This window comes from Paenibacillus medicaginis, from assembly GCF_042138635.1.
Lineage (GTDB): Bacteria > Bacillota > Bacilli > Paenibacillales > Paenibacillaceae > Paenibacillus > Paenibacillus medicaginis.
The window spans coordinates 20,528-33,000 of the sequence record NZ_JBHIRY010000046.1 but is presented as its reverse complement, the minus strand read 5'-3'; the positions used below and the strand labels follow the sequence as shown (position 1 = coordinate 33,000).

Below are 12,473 nucleotides of genomic sequence, written 5' to 3'. Positions count from 1 at the left end.
CGCTGCTTCCTGAATAAGCTTCGAACAAAACTCGCTTCGGAAGCATAGGCTCAGAGGAAGGGGACTTCTCACGGAAAGATGTTAAAATAAACATGATATCGCTCATCTTGAATTTGATACAGAGGAACAAACTTAACCTCATCCAGAACAAACGTCAAAGGGCTATCCTTTTGTTGAATGATTTGCTCCAGCAATTCTTGCTCACTGTAAGTCCAGGAGATATAATCCCGTTCTTCGGACAAAGCCGCCAGCACATACGGCCCATAAGCGAGGCTTTTAAGGGTCTGGTCATCGGGAGCGCTCTCCAGTCTCAAGGAGCAAGGCAGCGTCAGCTCAATTTCATCCTTTTCCCATACCTTGCGCAGCTTTACATATCCATGCTCATACTCCAGATCACGAAGAGGCTCTCCGTTGATTTTTACTTGAACGGGCTCTGATACCCAATCGGGAATTCTGAACAACAGGGTCGATTCAGCGCCGCCCTCGATATAAAAACGGACCTTCTCCAGGTTTCCCTGATCCCGCTTCTGCCTTAGACTGAGCCCTTGCTCGTTCCAATTCAGTTGTGATGGAATATACAAGTTCACATACAGTCTGTCTTCATCATGAAAATAGATGGCTTCCTGGTATTTAAAATGATTTTCCAGACCGGTTCCATGGCAGCAGGTATTTTCGTGTGTATCAAATTCCTTGACAGATCCGGGTGCAAGCGGCATAAAGTAAGTGCTGCCACCCTCCGCTTTTTGGCTATTCTCTGAGGCAAGGATATGGTTATAAAGCGCCTTCTCATAGTAATCCATATACATTTTGTGCGGGTTAAATTGAAAAAGCTCTTTGGTCAGCTTTAACATATTATAGCTCGCACAGGTTTCCGCCGTTTTATCGCTGAGAAAACCGGCAATGGCGTCCGGCTCTCTGAACATTTCCGTCTCTCCGGTGCCGCCGATGGCATAAATATGACTTTGCGTCACCATTGTCCAGAAGTGCTCTGCGATCTCAAAATAATCCTTGTTGCCTGTAACTTCAAACAGCTTCAAGGCTCCAATCACCTGCGGAATGTGCTGGTTGGCATGCATATTTCCGAGCGTGTCCACATTCTCCTTCATGGGGAGGAACAGCTTTTCATTATCAAAATATTTCGCTGTGATCAAATCATTTTCATTGCCGGTGATTGCATATAATTTGGCCAATACCTCATTCATTCCGCCAAATTCTCCGGCAATATACATGGACCACATTTTATTCAGCTGCTCTCGCGGAAGCCGGCTTAACCGGTTGTGGAGCCAATGGCCCAGCTTATCGCAAATATCCAAAGCTTTCTGCTGACCCGCAAGCTGGTAACAATCCAGCAGCCCGGCCATAATCTTGTGCAGCGTATAATAAGGAGCCCATATTTCCGGATAAGTCGTATACTGCTCCAGCAAATCGAACTGCTCTTCCGAATATGCGCTCAGGAAACCCCGGCCATAGCCCCCCTGTTCAAAAAGAGCTGTTTGGCACTTGCCCAGTTCTGCTACCATGTATTGAATTTTCCCCAGCAGCCCGGAATCCCCTGTGGCATAATAAGCAAGCGCCAGTGAGGAAAGGTAATGCCCGGTGGTATGCCCCTTCAGATTGCATTCCGGAGCGTCCCACCCCGTCATCGGCTGTGCGCCTTGGGTGTCGCAGGACGCCGTGACCCTGAAATTATACAGCATCTGGTCATCGTCTATTGACCGCACATACTGCAGGAAACGGTCCATAGCTGCTGCAAATTCGCTTTCCTTGTCCAGTCTGACGTTCTGTCCCTTAAATTCCTGGACCCGCTTGGTGAAAGCGGTCGTTTCCTCAGACTCATCCACCACCTGAATCGTGGCCAGTGCTTTCAAGGGGCTTCCGTCCACTTTACCGTGGATTGAGAAAGTTCCCGTCTGCTGATAATCCTCCTCTTTGACTCGGTCCCAGGAAACTGGGCTTACCATATAACCTCCGGTATCATTTTTCACAATGACGACGGCTGGCAACTCCGGTTGTTCCCCAACGATTGTGCGCACGGTTAACGGATTTACCGCAACGATCTTTGCTTTATGTTCTTCCTGCAGAACCGTTGCTTCAAAGGTCTTATGGGTGACCACTTCTTCATATGTCAATGTTGCGATAAGAGCAACTTTCCGGTTGCCCACTCCAAAGGCAGGTCTGGTCACCTTGCCCGTATGACTTATAAATAGTGTCTTTTTCGATTCCCACTGAATGGTTGAACCGTTCTTGCCCTCCAGCGGAAGTTTCAAATCGCCCTCTACTGTATTCAAGTTTCCCAAATAAATCGCATTGCCGTCCAGTTCCGTTATTTCTTTTGCTCTTGCCGATCTGGCAGCATTTTGCCCCAGTTCCATCTCCCATCCGCCTTTCTCCACTCTACGCCTGTACCACAGCGTCTATTTTTTGTTTGATCCAGTTCTTGCCAGGCTCATTCCGTCGACTGAATGAAAGCGCTAAACTTTTTAAGCGGACCGTCTTATGGTATGAGTATGACACCCTGGGAGGGGGATTAAAATCATTAAAATGAACTAAAAATATAACATTATTAGCCTTGGAAATATAACATTATTAGCATTTTCTTTTCTTTTGATGGGTGAGTATCTTCTTTGTTTTAGACCTTTATTACGAATTCATTGATCATTTGGGCGTTTCTGTGCTAAGGTTTATATAATAAAATTGATTTGAGGTGGCAGAATCGATGTACATCAATTTCACCTGTCCTCCTTTGCCTCATCTGATCGTCGGGGGAATATCGCTGTTCCGGAGAGGAGATCTTCACGAACGCCGTGTTCTTGACCATACGTTTGACCTGATCTTTGTCTTTTCGGGAGCGCTTTATATGGAAGAAGATGGGCGCAAATACACGATTGAGCCTGGCCAATATTTAATCTTGCCCCCCGGCAGGCTGCATAAAGGCTACAAAGCCTGCACTTCCGACACGACTTTTTCCTGGGTTCATTTCTATACAACGGGAGATTATTTCTATTCCGAGAATTCCATCACTCATTCCGACCCCAAAATGAACAAAACGAAATATTATAAAAAAGATGTATTTTATATTTCGCTTCCCCAATCCGGAAAGATTGACGACAGTCTGCATGAAATGTTGAAGAATTATATGGACAGCATTTCCCAGGTCAAAATTGACAAATACCATAATGAGAAGCTGTTTTATTCATCGACAAAATCCCAGATCGAATACCAGCAGTTATTTCTGAAAATATTAACGATTTTTTGCGATTTACAGGAACATGAGAAAGAAAAGGAATTGACGGATGAGATTTTCGATTATTTGTCTTTGCATTATCAGGACGCTTTTAATTTGAACCAGCTTGCAGCCCAGTATTCCTTTCATCCAGCCCATATCATTCGCTCTGTCAAGAAAAAATACGGACTGAGCCCTTTGCAATTGCTGCTTTCCATCAGGATCCAAAAAGCAATGAAGCTGCTGACAGAAGAGCGCCACTCTGTCGGGGAAATCGCGTCCCTTGTCGGCTTTGCCGACTCTGCTTATTTTTGCAAGCAGTTCAAAAAGATCACTTCTTTAACGCCTTTGCAATACCGTAATCAGCAGCGATCTTTACACTCTACTGACTGAACGGATGCTGTATGCATTGAGAATCGCAGTCTAGGAGTTTATTTTCACCTGGCAAAAAGAGCTTCAACCCACTGCAGTGAAGTTGAAGCTCTCTCTAATTTTTATCAAACCGGCTGCATCACCTGCATAAACCTTCCCATCTGCTCCAAGGCCTTCTCCAAGTCGACAAGTGAGGTTGCATAGGAGCAGCGAATAAAGCCCTCTCCCCCCGATCCGAATACATGTCCCGGCACGACTGCCACCTTCGCTTCATTCAACAGACGCAGAGCGAATTGCTCAGATGACATGCCGGTAGAAGCAATGGACGGGAAGGCATAGAAAGCCCCTTCAGGCTCGTGACAGGTCAGCCCGATTGAATTCAAGCCAGTAACAAACAGCTTACGCCGTTCATTGTAGCTCGCCATCATCTCATCCTTGGCAGCAAGGCCATGACGCAAGGATTCAAGCGCGGCGATCTGTGCAATGGTAGGAGCACACATGGTCGTGTACTGGTGAATTTTCAGCATGCCTGCGATCAGATCGCGCGGGCCGCAGGCATAACCTGCCCGCCAGCCTGTCATGGCGAACGCTTTGGAAAAACCGCTGATGACGATCGTACGCTCCTTCATACCCGGCAAGGAAGCGATACTGACATGCTTTCTTCCATAAGTCTGCTCAGCATATACTTCATCCGAAATGACCACCAAATTATGCTTGATAACGAGCTCTACAATCGGCAGCCAATCCTGCTCTGTCATTACTGCTCCGGTTGGATTACACGGATAATTGATCATCAAAACCTTGGAATGAGGCGTAATCGCTGCTTGCAACGCTTGCGGGGTCAGCTTGAACTGTTCCTCTGCTGCAGCCGCCACCTCTACGATTTTACCTCCATGCAGATGGGTAATCGGCTCGTAGGCAATATAGCTTGGCGCCGGAATCAGCACCTCATCACCCGGGTTGATCACGGCCCGCAGCGCCAGATCGACAGCTTCACTGCTGCCTACCGTCACGATGATTTCCTGCCCGGGGTCGTAGGAAAGCGCAAAGCTGTTGGAAAGATAAGCCGCAAGCTCCTCCCGCAGCTCCATCAACCCGGCATTTGAGGTATATTTCGTCTTACCATCACGCAATGCCTGAATGCAGGCTTCACGCACCTTTTCCGGTGTAACGAAATCTGGTTCTCCAACGCCAAGGGCGATGGTATCCCCACCTGACGCATTCAGATCAAAAAAAGCGCGGATTCCCGATGGCCGAATCTCCCGTACACGAGAGGACAAAAACTGGCCCGTTCCCTCTTCACTAAACATGCTGCACCATCCCCCATCCCCGTTTGCGCTCATGAAGCGAGCTAGCAATAATGATGACATGGCAGACGAGAGAAAAAAAGAACCACCCTGCTGGATTTTTCATCCTTGGGTGGTTCCTCCGTTTTGCTATTTTTTCGCGTCCGATTGTTCAACCTCGAACAGATCCAGGAAAAACATAAAGATAGGAATGCCGATGATGAGCCCCCAAATTCCGAGGTAATGCTGGGAAAAGATAAGGACCATGAACGTGTAAAACATCGGGATCTTTGTTTTATGTGCATACAGCCTGGGATTGAGGAAATACGTTTCAAGCGCATGAATCGCTAGAATCATGACGACCGTCCAGATGACAAGCGTAACGCCACCGATCTGGAACCCGATGATGCCGATGGGGATGAACGAAATGACTACACCCGCTACCGGAATGAGACTAAGCAGGAACACCATGATTGTCAAAGCGAACAAATACGGGAACCCCATAATCCACAGTCCGATCATTGTCAGCACCGTATTGAACAGCGCGATCAGCAGCTGTACTTCGATGACCTTGCCGAATGAGGAAGTAAACTTTCGGCCAAAATATTCGAATTCCTTGTAGAGCCAGCCGATTTTGCTTGTGCGAAATTTCTCCGTGAAGGCGATGGTTTTCTTCCGCTGCAGCAAATAGAAGAAGCTGAGAAAAATGACAAAAAGGATGATCTCCAGCCACTTGCCCAATTTAGCAATGTAGTCGATGACATTGCCCAGATAGTCCTCGTATTTGACATCTCCTTTATGGAGTGCATCGATCAGCCACTGAATGACCTGATTGTCGTTGGGCGTGGCAAGAAACAGGCTGATGCTATCGATCACGTCGCTAACCTGGCGGATGAGCTTTGGAACGTAGTTTGAAATGCCGATGACCAGCCCCGCCACGAGCAGCGCATACAGGATCACGACGACGACGGTCGCTGAAACGGGAAAAAAGCGGTTCAATTGCTTGGTGATGAATCCCTGCAGGCGTCCCATGACAAAGGTGACAAGGAACAGGAGAAGCAAAAGATTCAGCATATGCCGAAGACTGTACAACAGCACAACGACAAGTAGAAGAAAAGAGATTCTTCGAACCCAGGTCTGGGCAAAAAAAGTGCGCAACGCTTCCATGAATTCCCCTCATTTACATTCATTAAAACCTCTATTACGGTGGTGAGCGTCCCGGGTACATTTCTGCTCAAATTATTCCATCCGTTCTATGTTGTTTAAGAATACCCCACTTCGAAACAAGAGGCAAGCCCGGCCTGAACTTCTGCAGCATCGAGGGCCATCAGCCAAAGAAAACGAATCAGGAAATCCGTGACTAAGCGAAAAAAACATCGCCAGCAATGTGGCGATGGTTAAGGAACTTAATAGAGTGTTCTCAGCGCATCAGGCGAAAATGGAGTCAACTCGTCGATACGGCCATCGTGGATTTTACTTGCCCAGGCGGGATCGGCCAATAATGCCCGACCTATAGCTACCAGATCGAACTCCCCACGCTCCAGTTTCTCGAGCAGCCCATCGATGTTGGCAATACCCGCTCCCTTTCCTTCGGTCAAGAGAGCCATAAATTCACTGTCCAACCCGACTGATCCAACTGTGATTGTCGGTTTTCCTGTCAGCTTCTTGGTCCATCCGGCAAGATTCAGGTCAGAGCCTTCGAATTCAGGCTCCCAGAAGCGGCGGGTGGAGCAATGGAACACATCGACTCCAGCATCGGTTAACGGAGCCAGAAATTGCTCCAGTTCAGCCGGCGTTGTCGCCAATTTGGCTGAATAGTCGCTGCCCTTCCACTGCGAGAAGCGCAGCACGATAGGGAAATCCGGTCCGACGGCACGGCGGCAAGCTTCGATGACCTCCACCGCAAAGCGGGTGCGTTCCACCATATCACCGCCATAGCGGTCAGTGCGCGGGTTCGTTTGCTCCCAGAAAAACTGGTCAATCAAATATCCGTGTGCACCGTGAAGCTCAATCCCGTCAAAGCCGATGCGCTTCGCATCGGCTGCCGCCTGTGCAAAAGCTTCCACAATGGCAGCGATATCTTCTTCCGTATAATCGCCGACATGGCCGCGGGCTCCCATATGCCAGATCTGCGGTATGATCCGCCCGCCCGCTTTATGTACCTCAGCTGCTACGTTGGCCCAACCCTTCAATGCCTCTTCGCCATAGAAGTGTGGTACATTTTCCTGATTGGACGAATCCGGATGATTGATGATCGTGCCTTCGGTCACAATAAGTCCGACTCCGTTTTCCGCTCTGCGGCGGTAGTAGGCGGCCACATCATCCCCCGGCACACCTTCGGGTGAAAATTGCCGGGTCATCGGCGCCATCACGATGCGATTGGACAGGGTCATATTCTTGGTTGAAAACGGTTGGAACAAAGCTTGAACGGAATTAGAGTTAGTCATAACAACCTCCAGATTTATTTTATTTTGTATTTTGACAGCAGACTTTTTGCATCTACAGTCAAGGAAAATCGAAAAAAATTAATGCACTCTATATCCTTCTAGTATCACCTCCTTCGCGGAGTTATTGCATACGAAATTTTCTTGACTACTGAGTCAAGAAAATTTCAAAAAAAGACATGCACGCATTTTGCTGACAATACATGCACGTTGTAGTCCCCTTAGCTCCATATTACTCACAAGCTTTCAAACGATCTCGGGCATCATAAGCGCAATAGCCGTGCGCAATACCTCCGCGATTTGCTCCCGTGAAGCGCCGGATTTCTCCATCACCTTAGCCCCGCTAAGTGCGTTGTTAAGGTGAACGGCAAGCTCCCTGCTGGTAAGACGGGTCATAATCAATCGCTGCTCCTGGCCGCCGCGAATCACATTCTCAAGTACTTGTTCGACATGATTAAACATCAACGCGACCTCACGATTGACCTCTTCGTCTTCAGTTCCAAATTCAAGAGTTGCATTAACGATAAGACAGCCTCGGTTTGTCGGTTCGTCGCTTTGATTCAGCGCAGCCTCGCATATGGCCTCCAATTTCGTCAAAGGAGACACCTCCATGGAGGTCAATTCTTCGAGCTTGGCTATGTTCTGCTGCCTGTAAAGCGCCAATGCTTTTAGAAACAACTCACGTTTATTCTTAAAGACACAATACAAACTTTGCTTCTTCACTTGCGTCGTACGAGTCAGATCATCATAGGAAGTCGCTTTAAAGCCTTTTGTCCAGAATACTTCCATGGATTGGTTCAGCGCACGATCAACATCGAATTCTCTTGGTCTGCTCATGGGGGTATCATATCAGTTCTTGACTACGTAGTCAATTACGTAATTTATGGAGAGAGTTTCGTTTCATTTTTTTCCTTTCCAGGTCCAATCGGTTTCGCGGCTTGCGCCAGCAAGCCGGCGATGGATACAGCGATAAGCACGACAATCAGGGCACGAAGCAGGCCGATCGATTCGCCGATAATGCCCAAAAAAGGCGGGCCGACAAGAAACGCGAGGTAACCGGCTGTCGAAACCGCGCCTACCCTTGCCGCTACTCCGCGGGGATCGTCTCCCGCCGCGGACAACCCCACTGGGAAGCCGAATGCCGCGCCAAGTCCCCAAAGCACAATCCCGATCGTTGCTATAGCGTAACTCTGCCCGAATATAACAATAAGCAGCCCAACAATAGCGAAAAGTGCGGAGCCCCGCAGGATTGCAACTCTGCCGAACCGGTCAAGCAGCATGCCGCCTGCTGCGCGGCCAAGCGTCATTGCGGCTACAAACAAGCCAAAAGCGAATGAACCCATGGCTGGTGTTACCTTGTATCCGTCCACCATAACAAGCGGAAGCCAGTCGTTGGCCGAGCCTTCCGCAAAAGCCATGCCAAGCACGATGATACCAATCAGAGCCGTACGCGGCTCTTTCCATACAGCCATGCGTTCTCTGGCGCTCATTGGCGGATCATTCGAATCATTGCCAGTTTCTTTCCCGGTGCCTGCAGGCACGAGTCGCACTAAAAATATCACAGACAACAAGATAACAGTCACGACAAGCCCCATATGAACAGCTACCGGTATACCAGCCTTAATCGCAGCCGATCCTGCGACAGCTCCAAGCAGCGTTCCCATGCTGAACGCGGCATGATAACTGGTCAGGAGCGATTTTTGAACAGCTTTCTCAACTGCCGTCCCCTCCACGTTCATCGCCACATCACATATTCCATTCCCGAAGCCGAAGACAGCCAATCCCAAAAACACCGTGATGCCGTTAATCAGCCATGAGCCGCCAATACCTACAATGACAAGTCCAATCGTACTGACTGCCAGCCCGACAGCCATGACAAAACGGCCGCCTTTATGCGCTATAAGATGGCTGGCACTCAACAGACCCATAATAGAACCCAGGGCCAATCCAAAAATAATCCAGCCCATTTGTGACGTTGTAGCTCCCAGAGCATCCCGAATCGTTGGCGTGCGCGATACCCATGATGCCATTGAATACCCGGGCACTGCAAAAAAGAAATAAATAGCGATACGCCATAAATGAATTTGATGACTGTTTAATGGTTGGTTCATACATATCCCCCTAAGTCAGAGTGTTAAAAGCATAACTTTATAAATTTATTTTATAAAGTATATTTATTAAGTATGCAACATTTTTTTTCTTTGTCAAGAAGTCAAATACGTGGAATTAAACAGCAAAAAGATCGCCTATTGGCGATCTTAATTAAGCCATCCTTCTCCTTTTGTTCAACAATAAAAATGACTGTTTTTATTAAATTGCACCTGCATCTCTTGCGGAATAGAACGACGGGTAAATCGGTCGATAATTTAATTCTTCTCTGATCCGTGTTGTATCGACAACCTGGTCCCATGGATGAAAATCCTGTTGCAGCGCTTCTGACGAAACTTCACTATTATGAAGCTGTAACAATTCCGCAACGGCAATCGGCGCATCGTCGGCAACATTGTAGATTCGGCCATCGATACCTGGTGTGGAAGCTGCGAGCATCAGGGCTTGAGCTACATCCGCATGGTGTGCCATATGCATTCGTTTGGCTGGATTCCAATTACGCAAAAACGGCAGAAATTCTGTGATATGGGGATCACGCTCACCGTAGACAAATGGAAGCCGTACGATGCGCAGTCCTAATCCCTGTTCGCGATGAAGCTGCAGCAATGCCGCTTCGGCATCGGCTTTGGATTGAGGATAAGGATGATAGGCAGGCCTCAACTCGTCATCTTCACGGTTTGGTCGCGCGTGATCCCCCGCACCGTATACATTATTGGTGCTGGAAAAAACAAACCTCGGCACATCCGCCTGTAACGCAGCGCGTGCCAGGGCTATGCTGCCATCGAAGTTTGAGATTTTGGTGGTATGCTCGTCTACCCCACGGAACTGTGCTGCCAGGTGAATCACAACATCAGTGCCCCAGAGAGCATCAACATAATTGTCCGCTTGCAAAAGATCACCTTCTAAAACTTTAGCCCCTTGCTGGTGAAGCCAGTCCGCCTTTACAGCATCCCTAACCAACACTTTAACGTGATAACCCCGCTGTAACATACGCGGAACAAAACGGCTTCCTACTTTTCCTGTGGCACCTGTTACAAAAATGTTCATTTTTCAAATCCTCCTAACTTTTTTTGAAGCTACATTGGCAGTATAATAGAACGCGCAAGTAACAACCTTCCTGCGTTTATCGTACGATTGGAAGTGTCAGGATAAGGAGGAGTTATAAGTGGAAGGGATTTCTTCCAGCATGTCTTTAGGTGATTTTTTGCGTTCGCGGCGAGAACGTCTTACTCCGGAAGATGTAGGGTTAATATCCTATGGACGACGACGGACTCCGGGGCTACGAAGGGAAGAAGTGGCCCAGCTTGCCCATATCGGAACATCATGGTATACCTCTTTGGAACAAGGCAGAAGTGTCAATCCATCTGAGGATGTACTGAATAACATAGCAAAAGCGCTGCGATTGACCGAGGATGAACACCGCCATCTCCATCTTCTTGCAAGACCGGTCCAACAGAAAGAGGTAGAAAATCAGCAATTAAATGAAGGCTTGGAACGGATGATCAGGGCTCTTGAACCGAATCCGGCATTCGTAATCGGAAGATACTGGGATTTACTGTTTTGGAACAAAGCAGCAGAGTTCGTTTTTCAATTCCCACCATTTTCAAATCATACGCAGCACAGACCCAATTATTTGAGACTCTTTTTGACGGACACCACGCTGGGATCAGGCATAAAGGATTGGGAAAACAAAAGACAAATCATGATTGCACGCTTTCGTGCGGATTACGGGCACTTCCCTAATGATCCGGGATTCAAGGAGCTTATAGAGGAATTTATGCAGACCAGCCAGTTGTTTCGCGAGAGCTGGCCGATGCATGACGTTCAGGTCGTAACCGATTGCCACAAACGATGGTACGATCCTCATATCGGAGAGATGGAGTTTGAACATGTGACCTTGCAGCCGCCGACCAATCCGGATCTGAAGATCATGATCTATACTGCTTCAACGGATACGGCTGCGCGTTTGCAAAGTTTAATAAACACTCAGGAGCATTTCTGATCACTTGTGTGATCAGAAATGGGTCAGAGCCGGCTCCAATTCTTTGAGTGTTAGCCGCCGCATGCCTGCTTCAAAATCCTGTTGAAATGTCTCCTGTAAAATCACTTCAGGAAATGATGGCATGGGATGCCGAATCTGATACGATTCCCATACAGGGTTCCATGTATCTGCTCCCATCATGTCCTGATATATTACTATTTTGTCCGGAGCGAGGACGGCATTAACGGTTTGAATGATTTGACATACCGAGCCCGCAAACGTTGCGTCGTCCATCTCACCATACCAATCCAGGTCCATGGGGAGAAACTTGATCTCTCCGGCCATGCCGTTCTTTCCTTTGACTATTTTTCCATCCAGATAGATCCCCATCCCTGGCGGGTATTTGGTTGGGAAATAGATGCCCAGTACAATTTGCCCGTCCTCCAGATCCTGCTTCGCACAATATCCAATGACGGCAGCATTCACATCATTCTCCACCATCACGGGCAATCCGAATTGGAATTCAATTTCCTCAATCATGCGAACCCCCGTCAGTTCCTGATGACCGCTCACGGTAATTTCACCATTGACGGTCTGTCCGGGAATGCCTATACCAATCACTTTAATGGAAGGATACAGTATCAGGAAGTGCCGGATCATCTCATAGAAGTGCTGCCGGTCAAAAACCGGCATTAAGTATTCTTTTTTTAACAAAATATGATCTTCCAAATTCACGACCGTTGCGGAAACAAGCTCCTGTTCTTGTTTCTCCTTGATATAAATGACGAGGGCGAGACTGAAATCATAATTATAACGATAGGTTAGCGCAGGTCTTCCTCCGTTGGATGGAACGATCTCATCTTCAAATAGCTCTCCAAGATCATGCAGCTCCTTCACAAGGGAATTCACCGTAACTACACTCAGGCTGGTCAGTTTGGCCAGCTGTGGCTTGGTTGCTGTTTCAACTCGTTTCATCACCTGGCGTACATTGTTTAAATTGATTTCTTTCATTAGATTAGCGCTTGCTTTTTTCATAAGCCCCCCTCTTTCCTGACGTC

Annotated in this window: 10 protein-coding genes; 2 read left to right on the top strand and 8 right to left on the bottom strand. The window is 47.9% G+C overall.

The annotated features are described in order from the left end of the window. Window positions 1-68 precede the first annotated feature (68 nt). Window positions 69-2,372, bottom strand: coding sequence for a beta-L-arabinofuranosidase domain-containing protein (locus ACE5LO_RS26100; RefSeq protein ID WP_375522843.1), 2,304 nt, complete (start codon window positions 2,370-2,372; stop codon window positions 69-71). Between the two features lie 344 nt (window positions 2,373-2,716). On the opposite strand from ACE5LO_RS26100, the gene ACE5LO_RS26095 reads away from it, so the two are divergent. Beyond that, complete coding sequence (locus tag ACE5LO_RS26095; protein WP_375522842.1) at window positions 2,717-3,616, top strand: helix-turn-helix domain-containing protein; 900 nt, start codon at window positions 2,717-2,719, stop codon at window positions 3,614-3,616. A gap of 104 nt (window positions 3,617-3,720) precedes the next feature. On the opposite strand, the gene ACE5LO_RS26090 is transcribed toward ACE5LO_RS26095, so the two are convergent. The 6 genes from ACE5LO_RS26090 to ACE5LO_RS26065 form a co-directional block, all read right to left on the bottom strand. Beyond that, window positions 3,721-4,905 carry an aminotransferase class I/II-fold pyridoxal phosphate-dependent enzyme gene (locus ACE5LO_RS26090; RefSeq protein WP_375522841.1) on the bottom strand — a complete coding sequence of 395 codons (1,185 nt, stop codon included), beginning with the start codon at window positions 4,903-4,905 and terminating at the stop codon, window positions 3,721-3,723. A gap of 126 nt (window positions 4,906-5,031) precedes the next feature. After that, window positions 5,032-6,048 carry an AI-2E family transporter gene (locus ACE5LO_RS26085; RefSeq protein WP_375522840.1) on the bottom strand — a complete coding sequence of 339 codons (1,017 nt, stop codon included), beginning with the start codon at window positions 6,046-6,048 and terminating at the stop codon, window positions 5,032-5,034. Window positions 6,049-6,287: 239 nt separating this feature from the next. Continuing rightward, entirely contained in the window at window positions 6,288-7,328 is a 1,041-nt protein-coding gene (locus ACE5LO_RS26080; RefSeq protein ID WP_375522839.1) for an NADH:flavin oxidoreductase, read from the bottom strand. 243 nt (window positions 7,329-7,571) lie between these two features. Continuing rightward, the gene (locus tag ACE5LO_RS26075; RefSeq protein ID WP_375522838.1) at window positions 7,572-8,162 is read right to left on the bottom strand and encodes a TetR/AcrR family transcriptional regulator; all 591 of its coding nucleotides are present in this window, start codon (window positions 8,160-8,162) and stop codon (window positions 7,572-7,574) included. Window positions 8,163-8,206: 44 nt separating this feature from the next. Then, window positions 8,207-9,436: an MFS transporter gene (locus ACE5LO_RS26070; protein WP_375522837.1), complete on the bottom strand. Its 1,230-nt coding sequence runs from the start codon at window positions 9,434-9,436 to the stop codon at window positions 8,207-8,209. A 199-nt stretch (window positions 9,437-9,635) separates the two neighbouring features. After that, window positions 9,636-10,481: an NAD-dependent epimerase/dehydratase family protein gene (locus tag ACE5LO_RS26065; protein WP_375522836.1), complete on the bottom strand. Its 846-nt coding sequence runs from the start codon at window positions 10,479-10,481 to the stop codon at window positions 9,636-9,638. Window positions 10,482-10,599: 118 nt separating this feature from the next. On the opposite strand from ACE5LO_RS26065, the gene ACE5LO_RS26060 reads away from it, so the two are divergent. After that, window positions 10,600-11,436 carry a helix-turn-helix transcriptional regulator gene (locus ACE5LO_RS26060; RefSeq protein ID WP_375522835.1) on the top strand — a complete coding sequence of 279 codons (837 nt, stop codon included), beginning with the start codon at window positions 10,600-10,602 and terminating at the stop codon, window positions 11,434-11,436. A gap of 12 nt (window positions 11,437-11,448) precedes the next feature. Here the strand turns inward: ACE5LO_RS26060 and ACE5LO_RS26055 are convergent, their stop codons facing one another. After that, window positions 11,449-12,450: an ROK family protein gene (locus ACE5LO_RS26055; protein ID WP_375522834.1), complete on the bottom strand. Its 1,002-nt coding sequence runs from the start codon at window positions 12,448-12,450 to the stop codon at window positions 11,449-11,451. Between the last annotated feature and the right edge of the window lie 23 nt (window positions 12,451-12,473).